General features: G+C 73.2%; 11 protein-coding genes. 9 read left to right on the forward strand and 2 right to left on the reverse strand.

Annotation, left to right across the window (positions count from 1 at the left end; translation table 11 throughout):
- Positions 1–692 precede the first annotated feature (692 nt).
- Complete coding sequence (locus ABD363_RS11020) at positions 693–986, reverse strand: hypothetical protein (RefSeq protein ID WP_344602184.1); 294 nt, start codon at positions 984–986, stop codon at positions 693–695.
- Between the two features lie 396 nt (positions 987–1,382).
- Here ABD363_RS11020 and ABD363_RS11025 point away from each other — a divergent pair, with 396 nt between their 5' ends.
- From ABD363_RS11025 to ABD363_RS11065, 9 genes are all read left to right on the forward strand, one after another.
- Positions 1,383–4,667: a GH92 family glycosyl hydrolase gene (locus tag ABD363_RS11025; protein ID WP_344602186.1), complete on the forward strand. Its 3,285-nt coding sequence runs from the start codon at positions 1,383–1,385 to the stop codon at positions 4,665–4,667.
- Positions 4,668–5,400: 733 nt separating this feature from the next.
- A complete protein-coding gene (locus ABD363_RS11030; protein ID WP_344602188.1) occupies positions 5,401–6,411 on the forward strand; it encodes a hypothetical protein in 1,011 nt (336 codons plus the stop codon).
- A gap of 23 nt (positions 6,412–6,434) precedes the next feature.
- Positions 6,435–7,475, forward strand: a complete 1,041-nt coding sequence (locus ABD363_RS11035) for a hypothetical protein (RefSeq protein WP_344602190.1) — start codon at positions 6,435–6,437, stop codon at positions 7,473–7,475.
- A gap of 17 nt (positions 7,476–7,492) precedes the next feature.
- The gene (locus ABD363_RS11040; RefSeq protein WP_344602192.1) at positions 7,493–8,347 is read left to right on the forward strand and encodes an ACP S-malonyltransferase; all 855 of its coding nucleotides are present in this window, start codon (positions 7,493–7,495) and stop codon (positions 8,345–8,347) included.
- The gene (locus ABD363_RS11045) at positions 8,344–11,931 is read left to right on the forward strand and encodes an SDR family NAD(P)-dependent oxidoreductase (protein WP_344602194.1); all 3,588 of its coding nucleotides are present in this window, start codon (positions 8,344–8,346) and stop codon (positions 11,929–11,931) included. The genes ABD363_RS11040 and ABD363_RS11045 overlap by 4 nt, the downstream gene beginning before the upstream one ends.
- A gap of 1 nt (position 11,932) precedes the next feature.
- Positions 11,933–13,312 carry an MATE family efflux transporter gene (locus ABD363_RS11050; RefSeq protein WP_344602196.1) on the forward strand — a complete coding sequence of 460 codons (1,380 nt, stop codon included), beginning with the start codon at positions 11,933–11,935 and terminating at the stop codon, positions 13,310–13,312.
- Positions 13,309–14,538 carry a glycosyltransferase gene (locus ABD363_RS11055; protein WP_344602198.1) on the forward strand — a complete coding sequence of 410 codons (1,230 nt, stop codon included), beginning with the start codon at positions 13,309–13,311 and terminating at the stop codon, positions 14,536–14,538. Before ABD363_RS11050 ends, ABD363_RS11055 begins: the two co-directional genes overlap by 4 nt.
- A 237-nt stretch (positions 14,539–14,775) precedes the next feature.
- Positions 14,776–15,066 (forward strand): hypothetical protein, encoded by a 291-nt coding sequence (locus ABD363_RS11060; RefSeq protein ID WP_344602200.1) that lies wholly within the window; start codon positions 14,776–14,778, stop codon positions 15,064–15,066.
- A 149-nt stretch (positions 15,067–15,215) separates the two neighbouring features.
- Complete coding sequence (locus ABD363_RS11065) at positions 15,216–15,398, forward strand: transposase (RefSeq protein ID WP_344602202.1); 183 nt, start codon at positions 15,216–15,218, stop codon at positions 15,396–15,398.
- Between the two features lie 743 nt (positions 15,399–16,141).
- Here the strand turns inward: ABD363_RS11065 and ABD363_RS11070 are convergent.
- Positions 16,142–16,576: an Rrf2 family transcriptional regulator gene (locus tag ABD363_RS11070; protein ID WP_344602204.1), complete on the reverse strand. Its 435-nt coding sequence runs from the start codon at positions 16,574–16,576 to the stop codon at positions 16,142–16,144.
- Positions 16,577–16,692: the final 116 nt, after the last annotated feature.

Consider the following 16,692-nt stretch of genomic DNA (forward strand, 5'->3'; position numbering starts at 1 on the left):
CGGGCACCGGGAGACCAGGTCGACGCACCGGCGCATTGGGAGCGCTCCCAAACGAGAGCGCTCCCTTCCGGCTTCTTCGCCCCACCGTGAGACACCCGTGCGCAACCCTCCGGCGCTTGCCGGGCTGTCCGCACCGACGTCGGGACGGAGGCATCGAAAACGCCGCCCGGCTCCACCGCGAGATCCAGGAACTCGGGTGTCCCGGCGCCGAGTCGGCCGTCCGGCGGCACCCGCGACGCTACCGGACCGGGAGCGGACACGCCCCCGTGGCGGGACCCGAGCCCGCGCCGGTCCGCGAATCACCTCCTGGATCATGCCCCACCCCGGACGCCTGCGGGACGAGGACGCCGACGAGCTGCACCGGCTGCGTGAGCGCGATCCCGGGCTCGACCGGCTCGCCGGTCACGTCAGGGAGTGCGCCGCCATGACGACCGGCCGCCGTGGCGACCGTCCGGAGGAGTGGATCGCGGATGCCGGACGGGACAGTCCGACGCCGCTCGCGGACTTCGCCCGCAACCTCCGCCGTGACTTCGGCGCGGCCCGCAACGGCCTGTCCCCGGCACGCGGCTCCGACGCCGCCGAGGGCGACACCGGCCGGCTGAAGACACTGAGACGCCGGATGCCCGGACGGGCCGGTCCCGGCCTCCTGCGCAGACGCGTCCCGCTCGCAGGACGAACCCGGCCTTTCCGGATCACGAGATCGTCGGCGGGACCCGCGGCCTCCCCTGCACGCAGTCGGCGAACGGCACCGGATGGACCGCGTCGAGCGGCCGGTTCCGCCCTTCGTGCATGCCGTCGACGGCTCTGCCGGTGACCGTGGAGATCGTCGTCTCGGACACCTCGGCGCCGCAGGCCTCCCTCGGCTGCGCGGAGAGCTCGCCGTGGGTCAGAACGAGCTGCCTGCACCGGTCGGCGACAGAAGCCTTGACAACGATGTCAGGTGCATGATCTAGTCCGCTTCCGTCCAGCCGAGTGCCGCTGATCACGCTGCAACGGGAGGTTCACCGCGATGACCTGCACACTGCCGCCCTCCCCTGCATGACAGCAGGAGGACGCACCAGGGCCGGGCCCTCCCGGGCCGGCGCTCCATCGCGTGCGCCTCGTCCGTTCGCCCATGAACGGTGCCTTCGCCGACGGGCCGTCACCGGTGATGCGAAGGCACGTGCGTGTCCGGCCGCCTCGGAGCACGTCCCGCCCGCCCGGACCGCGCGGGAGCCGTGCACCAGGCGGACATCCGACACGGACCGATCAGTCTTCGCGCCACGTCCCGTGCTCGAGCACCGCACGTGCGACCGGCCGAACGCACCCACTCCGTCCGTCGCTTGGAGATCACCTCTCATGTCACGCAGCACATGACGGGTGAGGAACAGGAGACCGCTTCCATGCACAGACCCCTCCGCCGATGGCGCAACCGCGCATCGGCAGTCCTCGCCGCACTGCTCGTCGCCGGCGGCGCCCTGGGCCCGGCGCCGGCCGCCGCCCAGGCCCCTGCGGCCGCTCCCCGACTCACCTCCCTGGTCAACCCGTTCATCGGCACGCAGAACTTCGGCAACACCTTTCCCGGTGCGAGTGCTCCCTTCGGCATGGTCCAGGTCAGCCCGGACACCGGCGGCCAGGGAGGCTACGACTACCAGCAGGACGAGATCCACGGCTTCAGCCAGACCCACCTCTCCGGCGTCGGCTGCTCCGTCATGGGCGAGCTGCCGCTCATGCCGACGACCGGAGCGGTCGACAGCGTCGACCCCGACACCTACCGCTCGGCCTACTCGCACGACGACGAGGACGCCGAACCCGGCTACTACCGCGTCGGGTTGAAGACGTACGGCATCGACGCCGAGCTGACCGCCACACCGCGCACGGGATGGCAGCGCTACACCTTCCCCTCGACCGACCGCGCCAACGTCCTGTTCAACACGGGCAAGGCCAATCAGAAGGTGTACAGCTCGGAGGTGCACGTCGTCGGCGACCGGACGGTCGAGGGCCGGGTCGAGGCGGGCAACTTCTGCGCGGGCAAGGACCGGCACACCGTCTACTTCACGGCGGCCTTCGACAGGCCGTTCTTCTCGCACGGCACCTGGCGCGGCGCCACCCCCGCCCCCGGTGGGCGCGACGCGGCCGGCGAGGGCGGGAACGGTGCCTGGGTGACCTTCGACGCCGGTACCGACCGTGATGTCGTCGTCAAGGTGGGGCTCTCCTACACGGGCATCGAGGGCGCCCGGAAGAATCTCGAGGCGGAGACGGGCGGCTCCTACGACTTCGACGCCACCCGCACGGCGCTGCATGCGACCTGGGAGCGGCAGCTTGCCGCAGTCAGGATCGACGGCGGGCCCGCCGAGCGGCGACGCGCGTTCTACACGGCCCTCTACCACGCGCAACTGCACCCGAACCTCGCCGGAGACGTCGACGGCCGGTACGCGGGCTTCGACGGGAAGATCCACGCCGCGTCCGGGTTCACGCCGTACCAGAACCTGTCGCTGTGGGACACCCACCGGCCGCACAACCAGCTGCTGCAGATGCTGCAGCCGAAGGTCGCCCGCGATGTCGCGCTGTCGGTCGTCGCGATCGGACGGGACGGCGGCTGGCTGCCGCGCTGGTCGCTCGCCAACAGCGAGACGAACATCATGACCGGTGACCCGGTGACCCCCTTCCTCGTCGAGGCCTGGTCCAAGGGGCTGCTCGCAGGCCACGAGAAGGAGGCGTACGCGCTCCTGAGGAAGAACGCCCTGAGCACGCCGCCGGACGATTCCCCCTACAACGGCCGTGCGGGAGTCGCCGACTACCAGGAACGCGGCTACATCCCCAGCGGGCTGGAACCGGGGAAGGACTGCCCGGACAAAGGCGGTGACAACGACTGCCGTCATCCCGCTTCGGCGACCCTGGAGTACGCGGCGGCGGACGCGTCGCTGGCCCTGATGGCCAAGGGGCTGGGGCACACCGCGGACGCCCGCATGTTCGCGGCACGCGGCCAGTGGTACCGGAACCTGTGGGACTCCTCCGTCAAGCAGTTCCGGCCGCGCACGACCGCCGGCACCTGGCTGACGCCCTACGACCCCGTCGAAGCAGGCCACCAGTTCCATGAGGGCGGCGCCTACCAGTACCAGTGGCTGGTGCCCCAGGACCCGGCCGGGCTGGTGTCCCTGATGGGCGGCAAGCGGGAGGCCGAGAAGCGGCTCGACGCCTTCTTCGCCTACGACGAACTCCTCGCGGACCCCGCCGGAACCGCTCGCGAGGACTGGATCTCCGCACCGTACGACTACTACGGAAAGCCGACCTACAACCCGAACAACGAGCCCGATCTGCACGCCCCGTACATGTACCTGTGGGCCGGCGCGCCCGCCAAGACCGCCACCGTGGTCCGCGCCGCGATGACGCTTTTCACGGACGGGCCCGACGGCATGACCGGCAACGACGACCTGGGCACCATGTCGGCCTGGTACGTCTTCTCCTCCCTGGGCCTGTACCCGACGACGAACGGCGGCGACTTCCTCGCCGTCTCCAGTCCGCAGTTCCCGTCGGCGGTCATCCGCATCGGCGCCCACGGGAACGAGCAGGGCGGCACCCTGACCGTCGAGGCACCGGGTACGAGCGACACCCGACGCTACGTGCAGCAGGCGAAGTTCGACGGGAAGGACCTGCGCGCCACCTGGCTGGACTGGGACGCGGTCGCCAAGGGCGGAAACCTCGTCTTCGAGATGGCCGGCAAGCCGTCGGCATGGGGCACGGGCAAGGGCGCGGAGCCGCCGTCCGTGAACCGCGCGGCAGCCGATTCCCGCCGGCACCTGGACGCGTCGCTCCGCACCGGCTCCGACGTCCTGCCGACGGCCGACAGCGCACAGAGCGTCCGTCTGGAGCTGGACGTGCTGGGCCAGTCCCCCGGGACGCTGCGGGTGGGCGTGGGCGCGAAGGCTCCCGGCGGCTGGACCGTGAAGACCTCCGGGCCCTTCTCGCTCGTGTCCCACCGGCTGCCGGTCCAGCGGACCGCGACGGTGGACGTGAGCGTGCCGGCCGGAACCGCGCCGGGTTCGTACACCGTGCGGATCACGGCGGCCGCGAAGGGGGCGGGGACGGTGGAACGGGTCGCGACCATCGAGGTGCGTCCCGCGGCCCGCTGCGCGGCGGACGCCGGTGAGGAGTGCGCCGTGGACCTCGGCGAGGAGATGAACCACGACGGTACCGCGACCGTCGCCGCTTCCGGCGAGGGCGACTTCGACGGATCGGGGTGGAGCTACGACGGTGATCTGCTGCCCGCGGCGGGTCCGGTCGTCCGGGACGGCGTGGCCTACGACGCTCCCGATCCGTCCGGGACGGCCGCCAACTTCGTCGAGGCCCGCGGCCAGGCCCTGCTGCTCCCGGCCGGGTCGTACAGCGCGCTGCGTCTGGTCGCCGCGGCCCACCACGGCCCGGTGACGACCATGCTCACCGTCCGCTACACCGACGGAACCACCGCCGAAGTGCCGGTCACCGTGGGCGACTGGGCGGGAGCGGCACCGCAAGGCAGCTCCGTGGTGCTGGAGATGCCGCACCGGATCAAGCGCGGGCAGGGCGTGGACGGCCCGCCGGTGCGTCTGTTCGGTTCCTCGGCGGACCTCGACGCCTCGAAGACGGTGCGTTCCGTCGGCCTGCGGAACGACCCCCGGGTGCAGGTCTACGCGATCACTCTCCGGTAGCACCCCGTACGTTCGTCGGCCCTCGCCTCCCGGCCGGCAGGGCGCCGGGTGGCAGCGTGACCGCCGCGGTCACGCTGCCACCTGCGTACGGGCTGCCACGGACCGGCGCCGCCCGGGACCGCTCCTCCTTCCCCGCCGCCGCGGCCGGGAACCGCGGGGCCTGCGTGGTGCCGTCCGGCAGCCGCGCGCCCGCCGGCTGGACCGGCTCGCGCCGCCCGTCCGGCATCGGCCCCGCAGGCGCCACTCGCCCCGCCGCCGATCCCGCCGCGGCGGTGAGGCGGACACATCGGCATCGAACTCCGCCGGCCCGCTCCGGAGCCGTCCGTCTCCCCGGTCTCGGCGGCCGCAGGCCCGCGCCGGAACCCAACACCGGTAATTAGTATGATTTTTGTTGACCGGCCCTGACGGCGCTGCCATGATGGAGCGCGCCAGGCACACACCTGAGCGGTTTTCTGCGTCGCTGCCGAAGAAGACACCGACGATTCCACACACCTCTTCCCCTGCTGCTCGCCGCGCCTCGCCCCCGATCACCCCATGGGGACACTCACGCGTGAGCGGCGGGAGGAAACGCGCACATCGCGGTGCGCGACCACGGTGAATCCTGTGACACCTGCCCCGGCGCCGCCCTGCCGGCCGGACGGATCGAACCCACCGACAGCGCAACACCCCTCGATCCGGTCCCCGCGACAGTGGCCTCGCCGAACGGAGGTCTACGCTGTTGTCCGTCGATCAGATGATCAAGTTATCGGGCGTGGATCTGATCCGCACCCGGGATCCGAACAACCACCTGCACTGCCGCAAGACCCAGCTGCTGGCCTACGTCGGCGGCCGCACCCGCTGGTCCGACCTGCTGATGTACGGGGCGCTGGGCTCCACCTCCGCGATCCACCGGCACTGCTACCTGCGCGGCGAGGACCGCTGGGCGTTCGACGCCCCGTACGTGACCGACGACGATCTGCGCCTGCTCGGGTTCGAGGTGCTCTCGGCCGGGACCGTCGACCTGGCCCGCTTCGAGTCCGGTGTCACCGAGTTCCTCGCCACCGGACAGCCGGTGTTCTTCTACGCGCCCCGGCACCACTTCCCCTACTGGGTGGAGTTCATGCGCCGCGTCGGCACCCTCCCCGAGGAATACCGCCTGCTGCACTCGTTCCTGCTGTGCGGAACGAGCAGCACCGAGGTACTGCTGGTCGACAACGTCACCGACGACCACGAGTACGTCCCGCTGACCGTGAGCTGGGACGTGCTGCGCGACGGCTACGCCCGGGAACCCGAACGCTGGTTCACCGACTGCGCCACCGTCCGGCGGACGTCCGGCCCCGACCGGGCCGGCTTCGAGGCCGCCTACCGCACGTTCCTGGCCGGGTTCGGCGACGGGTTCGAGCTCTACGACGTCATCGGCGACAACCTGGTGGTGGAGCGCGCCTCGGCGACCGCCGCCTACCGCGCGCCCGGGGTCAACAGCCTCGCCCTGCTGGCCGGTTCCCGCACCCTGTTCAGCCGGTTCCTCGCGCTCACCGCGCACGGCGAGGAGGTCCGCTCCGCCTACGCCCGCATCGCGCAGCTGGCCACCGTGCTGTCGGACCGGGTCACCGCCTTCCAGGTCGGACTGCCCGCGCTGTCGGCGGACCGGATCCGCCGCGGGCTCGAGCGCCTGCGGCAGCTCGAGCAGCAGGCGGCGCGCCGCCTCGTCGACGAGGCGGCCGGCCTCCCGCAGCTTCTGCCGACCCCGGTCAGTGACCGGTAGCCGCACCTCACGGGACAACACACGTGCGAGACTTATACCTGTTCAGCGGCATGGCGGGCATACAGGGCCCGCCGCTCGCCGCCCTGCGGGCGCTCTACGCGCGCCCCGAGAACGCCCGGTACTTCACCACCGCGGCCGCGGCCGTGGCCGGCGCGCTCGACCACGTAGGCACGGACGCCTACCGCCGGGAACTGCCCGGCGGCATCCCGCTGACCGCCTGGCTGCGCGGCAGCACCCCCGACGCCGGCGCCCTGGACCACTCCATCGTGGACGGCCTGTGCGCCCACCTCTACCAACTGTGCCTGCTGCAGCCCGCCATCGGCGGCGCGCACGCCGACCGGCCCGCGCCGGTGGCCGCCATCGGCCACAGCCTGGGCCTGATCGGAGCGATGGTCGCCGGACTGCGCATCACCGGCCGCCGGCAGTACACGGCGCTCTGCCACGACGTGATCATGATGACCACGCTGACGCTGGTGCGCTGCCATCAGCCGGCGCCGCCCCGGACGGGTGAGGCCACCCCGATGGCGGCGGTGACGGGCGTCCCGGCCGGGGAACTGCGCGAGCTGGTGGCGGACTCGCCGGTGCACCTGGCCCTCGCCAACTCCGGCCGCTCGCACGTGCTGGCCGGCGACCCCGCCGGCCTCGCCGGCTTCCGGGCGCGGCACGCGCAGCGGTTCGCCGCACCCGGGGCGGGCTGGACGTACCTGCGCAGCACCGCGCCGTTCCACACACCGCTGCTGGAGTCGGCGGTGCGCGCGACGCTGGCGGACCGCCACCTCATGACGCACACGCTCACCGGCGACCGGCTGGCCGTGCCGGTGTACGTCGCCGACGCCCCGGCCAATCTCCAGCACCGCGGCGACCTGCTGCCGGACGTCCTCGCGCACGCGGTGTGCCGGCCCCTGGACTGGCCCGGCACGGTCCGCGCGGCGATCGACGGCTGCCGGCCCGACCGGATCGTCGACTTCGGCCCGGGCCCGTCGGCCCGGGTGTTCACCCGGGAGAGCCTGCGCGGCAGCCGCAGCGGCCTGCGCTACCACAGCATCCCCGCACCAGCCGCCTGAGTGAGGAGCGTCCACGAATGCACTGTCTGGTCTTCCCCGGCCAAGGCGTACAGCGCAGAGGCATGGGAGAAGGACTGTTCGAGCGGTATCCGCGGGAGACCGCGGCCGCGTCCGAGCTGCTCGGTTACCCGGTGGCGCGGCTGTGCCGCGACGACCCCGGCGACCGGCTCGCCGACACCCGCTACGCACAACCGGCCGTCTTCCTCGTCAACGCGCTGTCCTGGCTGGACCTGGAGCGCGACGGCCGACGGTACGACTACTTCGCCGGGCACAGCCTGGGCGAGTTCAACGCGCTGGTGGCCGCCGGTGTCCTCGACCTGATGGACGGCCTGGCACTGGTCCGGCGCCGCGCCGAGCTGATGGCCGGCGTCACCGGCGGCGCGATGATCGCGGTCGTCGGGCTGGACTCGGCGCGGATCGAGACGACGCTGCGCGCCGCCGGGTTCAACCTGGTGCACGTCGCCAACCGCAACAGCGACAAGCAGGTGACGGTGGCCGGCGACAGACGGCAACTGGCGCTCGCGGCCAAGGCGCTGCGCGGCCCGGGCGTCCGGGTGCTGCCGGTGCACGTCAGCGGTCCGTTCCACACGCCCGCGATGGCCGCGGCCGGCCGGGCGTTCGCGGACGTCCTGCGCACGCAGGAGTTCCGCGCCGGCCACACGCCGGTGATGTCCAGCGTCACCGGCACCGAGTTCGATCCCGGCCGGGCGGTCCAGCTGCTCGGCACGCAGATCTCCCGCCCGGTGGAATGGGTGCGCACGGTCCGCGCCCTGCGCGCGGCCGGCGTCGCCCGCTTCGACGAGGTCAACGGCACCACCCTCACCGCCTTCATCGCACGGATCGCGGCCCGGCCCACGGAGGAACACGTATGACCACCGACATCGCCATCGTCGGACTGTCCGTCGAAGTACCGGACGCGCCGGACCAGCACGCGTTCTGGGACATCGTCCGCACCGGCCGCAGCCTCACCCGGCCCTTCCCGGCACGGCGGCGCCAGGACGTGGAGGAATACCTGCGCTACCACCGGGAGTCGGCCCTGGTGCCGGACGCCGAGGAACGCGTCGCGTTCCACGACGGCAGCTTCCTGGACCGGGTCGACCTGTTCGACCACGCCTTCTTCGGCATGACCCCGAAGCAGGCCGCGGTCACCGACCCGCACCAGCGACTGGTCCTGCGCACGATGTACCGGGCGCTGGAGGACGCCGGATACACCGGCGAGCGGCTGGCCGGCAGCCGTACCGGCGTGTACATCGGCTACGCCGGCAACCCCGGCGGGTCGTACCTGGACTACTTCTGCCGCATCGACCCCGCCCTGGGGCAGCTCGGCATCACCGGCAACATCGTCACGATGCTGGCCAACCGGCTGTCGTACCTGCTCGACCTGCGCGGCCCCAGCATGGTCATCGACAGCGCCTGCTCGGCGTCGCTGCTGGCGCTGCACCAGGCCAGGGCCGCGCTGCTGCTGGGCGACTGCGACACGGCCGTGGTGGCCGGTACGCGGGTGGTGCTGGCGCCGGTGCGGCACCCGCACACCCGGATCGGCATCGAGTCCTCCGACGGTGTCACCCGCACGTTCGACGAGAACGCGGACGGCACCGGCTTCGGCGAGGGGTCCGGGGCCGTCGTGCTCAAGCGGCTGGACCGGGCCCTGGCCGACGGCGACCAGGTGTACGCGGTCGTCAAGGGGAGCGCGGTCAACCACGACGGCCGCTCCGAGATGATGACGGCGCCGGACGCCGGGGCCCAGGCCGACCTGCTGGACGCCGCGTGGCGGAGCGCGGGCGTGGACCCCCGCACGATCGGCTACCTGGAGGTGCACGGCACCGCCACCAAGGTCGGTGACCCGATCGAGTTCGAGGGGCTGCGGCGGGCCTTCGCGGCCCGGACCGACGACCGGAGGTTCTGCGCGGTCGGCACGGTGAAGGCGAACATCGGCCATCTCTTCGAGGGCTCGGGCGTCATGGGCGTGATCAAGGCCGCGCTCGCGTTGCGCCACCGGGTGATCCCGCCCCTGGCGAACTACGAACGGCCCAACGAGGCGATCGACCTCGACGACGGCCCGGTGTACGTGCCGCGGGAGGCGCACGAGTGGCCGGACGGGGACGGCCCGCGCCGCGCCGGTGTCAGCGCCTTCGGCCTCGGCGGAACCAACGCGCACGTCGTGCTGGAGGAGTTCACGGCGCCGCCCGCGCAACCGGGCGGGGACCGGCCGCCCTACCTGTTCACGCTCAGCGCGCAGAGCCCGGCCTCGCTCGGCCGGCTGGTCACCCGCTACCGCGAGGCGATCGACGCGGGCCGGATCGACGGCGGCATCCGGGACGTGTGCTGGACCTCGAACGTCTCCCGCGCCGGACACCGGCACCGGCTCGCCTACACGGTCGCCGACCTGCCGGCCCTGCGGGCGGCGCTGGCGGCCACCGAGGCCGGTGAGGTGCCGGACGCCGCCCGCACCGACGCCGCCCGCGACTGGACCGGCGGCGACGGCCTCGACCTGCGCGCCCGGTACGAAGGCCCGCGTCCGCGGACCGTGCACCTGCCGCCGTACGAGTTCGACGAGACCCGCGCCTGGGTCGACTTCCCCGACGACTGGCGCGACCGGTTCGCGCCGGCCGCGCCGCGGGCCGGGCACCCGCTGACCCACGAGGTGGCCTTCACCCCGGCGCCGCACACCCGGTACGGCGAGGCGCCGTCCCGCGTGCTGGCGCTGGCCGGCCCGGAGACGGCCGACGCCGTGGCCGCCGTCCTGCCGGCGGACGCGGTGCTGCGCGCGCCGGGCGCCCCCGGCACCGAACCGGACCCGCTCGCCGAGGAACTCGTCGACGAGGGGTACACCCATCTGGTGTACGCCCCGGCCTTCGGCGCGCGACCGGCGGCCGATCCCGCGGAACTGGACCGCCGCGTCGAGGAGCACCTGATCGGCCTCTTCCTGCTGGCGAAGGCGCTGATGCACGCCGGCGCGACGGTCGACCTGGTGGTGCTGACCCGGAAGGCGCTGGCGGCCCTACCCGGCGAGCGGGGCGTGGTCACGGAACACGCGGCACTGGCCGGGCTGGCCAAGGCGGTCGCCCGGGAGTACCCGTACCTGACCGTGCGGTTCGTCGACGCCGACGACGCGGTGCCGGCCGCGGTGCTGCGCGAGGAGATCCTCGCCCCGCAGAAGGGCGTGTACGCGCTGCGCGGCACGGACAAGTACCGCGAGTCCTTCGCGGAGCTGCCGCAGATCCCGGCGGTCCGCGACGCGTACCTGCGGCCCGGCGGCGCCTACCTGATCACCGGCGGTCTCGGCGGCATCGGCCTGGAGACGGCCCGGCACTTCGCGGCCGGTGCTCCCGGCGTCCACCTGTACCTGCTCGGGCGCACCGCCCTGCCGCCCGAGGCCGAGTGGGACGCGGTCGCCGCCGATCCGCAGCACCCCGCAGCGGCGCGCGTCACGGCGATCCGCGAGATCGCCTCGCTCGGCGCCGGCGTGCACCCGGTGGCCGCCGACGTCGCCGACGAGGCCGCACTGGCGGCCGTGCTGGACACGATCCGCGCCGCGCACGGCCGGGTGGACGGCATCGTGCACGCCGCCGGCGTGCCCGGCGAAAACCTCCTCGCCTACCGGGAGGCCGCCGAGTTCGCGTCCGTCCTGCGGCCGAAGCTGCGCGGCGCGTTCCTGCTGCACCACCTGACCCGGGACGACCGGCCCGACTTCGTGCTGCACATGTCCTCGGTGGCCGCGGTGTTCCCGGCCCTCGGGCAGGCCGACTACGCGGCCGCGAACTACTACCTGGACCACCTGGCCCGCGCCCTGGACACCCCGGAGCACCGGGTGGTCAGCGTCGAGTGGGTGGCCTGGCGGGAGGTCGGCATGGCGGTCGCCACCGGCGTCAACGAGGACCTGGCGTTCCGGTCGCTGCGCACCCGCGCCGGCCTCGGGCTGATCGACGCGGCGCTGCGCGGTGACCGGCCGGGGTTCTTCGCCGGCGAGGTGAACTACGACAGCGACCTGATGAGCGTGCTGCCGACCTACGACGTGGCCCTCTCCCCGGACATCGAGGACAAGGTCGCGACGGGGCTGGCGGCGCTCGCGGAGCGGAGCAAGCGGAGCCTGGCACGCGTGCGCGAGGCCGTGGAGACCACCGAGGTGCGGCTCACCGGACGGCCGGACGGCGCGTACAGCGACACCGAACGGATGGTGGGCCGCTGCCTGGCGCACGTCCTCGGGCACCCGGAGATCGACGTGAACGCCGACTTCCGGGACCTGGGCGCCGACTCGATCATGGCGCTGAGCATCGGCAACGACATCTCCGCCTGCCTCGGCCGCCAGTTCGACGCCATCGACCTGATGAGCGAGCGCACCGTGGTCGCCGTCGCCCGGCTCATCGAGACCAAGTACGACTCGGACGCACTGGGCGACGACGACGGGGACGACGACGCGTGGCTCGACGAGCTGCTGACCACCCCCGGGGAGTGACGTGCCGGACCTGACACGGGGCCCGGTGCTGACCGGCATCGTCGGCATCGCGGCCCCGCTGGCCCTGGCCAACCTGCTCCAGCAGGGCTACCTGCTGGTCGACAGCGCGGTCGTCGGCCGGTACGTGGGTGTCTCCGGGCTGGCCGCGATGGGCGCGGCGCAGCCGCTCTACGCGATCCTGACGTCGCTGTTCACGGGCGTCTCCAGCGCCTTCTCGGTACGGCTCGGACACCTCGCCGGCGCCGGCCGGCGCGACGATCCGAGTGCGTTGCGGGCGCTCGCGGTCTGCACCGTGGTCTGGTCGGCGGTGTGCGCCGCGGCGGCGGTGCCGGCCACGGCGCCGCTGCTGGCGCTGACGGGGGTGACCGGCGAGGTCGCCGCCCAGGCCCGCACCTTCGTGGTGACGCTGTGCTCGGGCATGGTCGCGGTGTACGCGCTCGGCGCGGTGTGCGCGGTGCTGACCGGCCGCGGCGACGCCCGCCGGGCCACCGGCCTGATGATCGCCGCGAGCGTGCTGAACGCGGTGTTCGCCTGGCTGTTCGTGGGGCCCTGGGGGCTCGGTATCGCGGGCGCCGCGCTGGCCGTGTCGGCCGCCAGCGCTCTGGCCGCGGCGGCCGGCCTGGCCCGCCTGGTACGCGAGCAGCGCCGGCGGCCGCCCGGGACGGCCGTGGTCACGGCCGGCACGGTGCGTGCCGAGGTGCGGCGCGGCCTGCGGATCGGTGCCCCGATGGCCACGCAGTACCTGCTGATCGGCGTCGGGGTCCTGGTACTGGTGCGGATCATCACGCCGTTCGGGGACGAGGCCCTCGCGGCGCTGACCGTCGTCTCCCGGCTGGAGCTGCTCACCAGCGCGCTGTTCCTCAACCTGTCCGGCGCGCTGATGGTGTTCACCGCGCAGAACTCCGGCGCCGGCCGGGCCGCGCGCATCCGCGAGGGCGTGCGCCGCACCGTATGGCTGGGCATCGCCCTCACCGCGGTGGTGTCCCTGCTGCTGCTCGCCGGACGCGGGCCGATCGCCGCGCTGTTCTCCGGCAGCGCCGGGACCCGGCTGGTGACCGAGCGGTACATCCTGATCACGGCGCCGTTCTTCCTGTGCTACACGCTGACGGTCGTGCTGCACGGCTGGTTCAACGGCATCGCCCGCACCGTCGTGCCGCTGGTCTGCACGGTGCTGTCGCTGGGCGTGGTCCGGCTTCCGCTGTCGTACGGGCTGGGTCACGCGTGGGGGGTCGACGGCGTCATGTGGGCGACGGTGATCGGCTGGGCCGTGGGACTGGGCTACACCCTGCTGGCCGGCCGGCGCACCGGGCGCCCGCCCGAGCGCGACCCCGGCGCGCAGACCGGCCCGATGGCGTTCTCGGAGAGCGGAGGCGACCGGTGATCCACTCCCTGTTCGTCAGCGACGTCCTGCCCCGCCGGCCCGCCGGAGGCGCGGTGCGGCGGATGGACCTGGTCACCGGCGCCCTCGCCGGCCTGGGCCCGGTCGACGCGCTCTTCCTCGCGCCGCCCGGCACGATGTTGCCGCCGGAGGAGACCGCCCGTTTCGCCCGCACCGGGGTGGCCCCCGTCCCGCCGTACACGGGCACCCGCGCCTTCCTGGAGATCACCGCGCGCGGGCCGTCCGCCGCCTACGCCGCCCACCAGCGGCGCGCGCTCGAACCCGTGCTGCCCGACTGGTCGACCGGCACCCGTTACGACCTCGTCTGGTTCAACCGGGAACGCGCCTGGTTGCCGCTGCGCGGCCGGTTCACCGGCCGCACCGTCGTCGACGTGGACGACTTCGAGGACGTCCTGATCCGCCGCTGGGCACGGCTCGGCCGAGGCGTGTGGGGGGCGCCGCTGACCCCGTGGCAGCGGGTGCAGGCACGCCGTTCGATCGCCTGGTGGAGCCGCGTCCACCGGCGGGTGGCCCGCGAGGCGGACGTGGCCGTGGTCACCTGCGCCGACGACGCCGCCCGGCTGGGCACGGAGCGGACCGCCGTGGTCCCGAACACCTATCCCGCCCGCCCGCCGGCGCCGCCGCGCACCGGCGGCGGCGCGACCATCCTGTTCCAGGGCTCCTTCGACTGGGCGCCCAACGCGGACGGCGCCGCCTGGCTGACCGGTGGGATCCTCCCGCTGATCCGCGAGCGGGTACCGGACGCGACGGTGGTCCTGGCGGGCGCGGCCACACCCGAGGTCGCCGCACTGGCCGGCCCGCACGTGCGGGTCACCGGCGCGGTCGCGAGCATGACGCCCCACCTGCGGGCCGCCGACCTGGTGGTGGTCCCGCTGCGAGTGGGCAGCGGCAGCCGCATCAAGATCCTCGAAGCGTTCGCCCACGGGGTGCCGGTGGTCAGCACCACGATCGGCGCCGAGGGTCTCGACGTCGTCGCCGGGGAGCACCTGGCGGTCGCCGACACGGCCGAGGACCTGGCCCGGCACTGCGCGGACCTGCTCACCGACCGGGCCCGCAGGGACGCGGCCGTCACCGCCGCGGGCCGGCTGCACGCCGACCGGTACCTGCCCGAGCACGCGGTCGCCCGCGTCCGGGAGGCCGCCCTCCGGGCGACCGCGGACGGGACTGCCACGGCACCCGTACGAGCGGCGCACCGGCGGAACACCTGAGCGTGTCCTGTCCTGCCCGCACCAGTCCGAACGGGGACTGGAACCATGCTTCGGCACGCTCCGAAGCCCCATCGGCGGGCATCCGCCGTCAGTGTGACAACGCCCTCGCGCCGCATCTGTCCTGGGCAACGGCTCCACGGGGCCGCCGATGCTGAGCCTTCGGGCTGCGAACGCCCTGCTGGTGCCGGTGAGTTGCCGATTTCCCGGGCGTACGCCCGACTGATTATGATCTTGGTCATGACTGTGCAGAACCCTGACAAAACCCCTTCCCGTAAACAGAGGCTTCAGGAAAGACAGCGCCGTCAGCTGGCGGCGGCCGACACCGTGGACAAGGCCGAGGCCAAGGTCCGCAAGGCAGAGGCCGAACTGGCCGTGGCGGTCACTGAGGCGGTGCAGGTCTTCGGCGGCGAGCGATCCGCGTCCGAAGGACTCGATATGCCGGTCGAAGCCATCCGGCGCTTCCTTGCCATGACACGGGGTCAAGTGACCGGGAGCGACAACGTCGACGAGGACGAGGGAAAGTCCTGAGCCCGGTGTTCGTGGCGAGCCGTGATGCGGGAGCGGTGTCGGCGCCCCGTGTCGCCGCAGGCAGCGCATCATGGGGCGATGTCGTCCGTTCGTGGGTGACGGGACGGTCCCACGCTCGCGTCTGTCGCGCGCATGAGGGAGTCGCGGGCATGGGAGGGATGCCGTACGCGACCGGCTTGTCCGACGAGCAGTGGGTGTTGGCCGAGCCGCTGGTCACCGCGGGGAAGCAGGAGCGGGCGGCGCGGCCGGCGACCGGGAATCCGGGCTCCCGCGACCTGCGCGGGATCGTGAACGCGCTGCTCCACCGGAACCGGACGGGTTGTCGGCGGTGACTTCTGCCGCACATTTTCCCGGCCCGGCCGGCGGTGTCCTACTGCTTCACTCCGTGGCGCCAGGACGGCCTTGACCGGCGGATCCAGGTCCGGCGCGGCCCCGGCGATGAGGGCAGGGGTTTCGTTGCGCAACCGAGGCGCCGGGTGGTCGAGCAGGGCAACGGCGCCCTCATGCTGCAGCGGCCCCTCGCCCGCGGCCGCGGGCGCCGGTCCGACGACGCGGCCTCCCGCGTCTTCCGGGTCTTCACCGCCGGCATGCTCCGCTGCCTGGCCACCCTCGCCGCCGACGGGACGCCGTGGAGTCGGCCGCGTGAACGTCAGCGCACTCCTGCGGCTGCTGCAGGCCGGACACGACGGGACCGCCGCACGAGCCGGCAACCTGCGTGAGCGGACCGAGCGGCTCACCACCTCCCTGGCCGGGACGGAAACCCGCCTGGCCGGACTCGCCGCCACCCGCAGGCTCGTCGACGGCCTCCCCCTCCCGGCCGGGAACCGGCCCCCGCGAGGACCGCCACCGCCACCGTCCACCAGCGCATCGCGACCACGTTCAACGAACACCCCGGGAAGGTGTTCCGCGTCCGCGGCCCGCACGAGCACCCCGGCCCGCCCACCGACGGGCCCCCGATCGACGTCACCCGCTCCCGCCTGGGACGACCCGCTTGCCAGGGACTCCTCGAACAGCCCGGACGCGACCCCTGCCGGAAACGGACTTGACGCCCTCCCGGGGCATGACGGGGCAGCGCTTAGCGGGAGGCGGCGAGTACGTCCTGGAGTATGTTCTCGAGCGTGACGCGGGCCAGTTCGTGTCGCAGGGTCTCCTCGATGCCCTCGTAGATGTTCTGCAATGCCGGCTGGATGCCGTGACCCACCACGCACTCCTGGTGCGGGGTGGTGCGGTGCATCGCGAACAGGGGGCCGGGTTCCACTGCCTCGTACACGTCGAGCAGGGTCATCGACTCCAGCTCGCGCGCCAGCGACCAGCCCGCGCCCGCGCCCCGCCGGGACTCCACGAGCCCGGCCCTGCGCAGCTCGCCGAGCAGCCGCCTGATCACCACGGGGTTGGTGTTCGCGCTGGTCGCGATCTGCTCGGAGGTGGCGACCTCGTGGCCCTGGCGCTGGTAGAGACCGATCCAGGCCAGCGCGTGGGCGGCGATGGTCAGCCTGCTGTTGGCGCTCATGGACTCCTCCTTCCGGCCGCAACGCTTCATGTTACGGCGACGCAGTCGTAACAGTTAATGTTGCAACAGTTCGTCGTAACAATTACTGTTGCGACTGCCGGGAAGGGTCGATCAAC

It is taken from the genome of Streptomyces glaucus (genome assembly GCF_039533365.1).
Classification (GTDB): Bacteria; Actinomycetota; Actinomycetes; order Streptomycetales; family Streptomycetaceae; genus Streptomyces; species Streptomyces glaucus.

What these genes read in the sequence shown, in the direction of transcription:
- ABD363_RS11025 (WP_344602186.1), top strand. Translation starts at nt 1,383, where the DNA reads ATGCACAGACCCCTCCGCCGATGGCGCAACCGCGCATCGGCAGTCCTC.
- ABD363_RS11030 (WP_344602188.1), top strand. Translation starts at nt 5,401, where the DNA reads ATGATCAAGTTATCGGGCGTGGATCTGATCCGCACCCGGGATCCGAAC.
- ABD363_RS11040 (WP_344602192.1), top strand. Translation starts at nt 7,493, where the DNA reads ATGCACTGTCTGGTCTTCCCCGGCCAAGGCGTACAGCGCAGAGGCATG.
- ABD363_RS11045 (WP_344602194.1), top strand. Translation starts at nt 8,344, where the DNA reads ATGACCACCGACATCGCCATCGTCGGACTGTCCGTCGAAGTACCGGAC.
- ABD363_RS11060 (WP_344602200.1), top strand. Translation starts at nt 14,776, where the DNA reads ATGACTGTGCAGAACCCTGACAAAACCCCTTCCCGTAAACAGAGGCTT.
- ABD363_RS11065 (WP_344602202.1), top strand. Translation starts at nt 15,216, where the DNA reads ATGGGAGGGATGCCGTACGCGACCGGCTTGTCCGACGAGCAGTGGGTG.
- ABD363_RS11070 (WP_344602204.1), bottom strand. Translation starts at nt 16,576, where the DNA reads ATGAGCGCCAACAGCAGGCTGACCATCGCCGCCCACGCGCTGGCCTGG.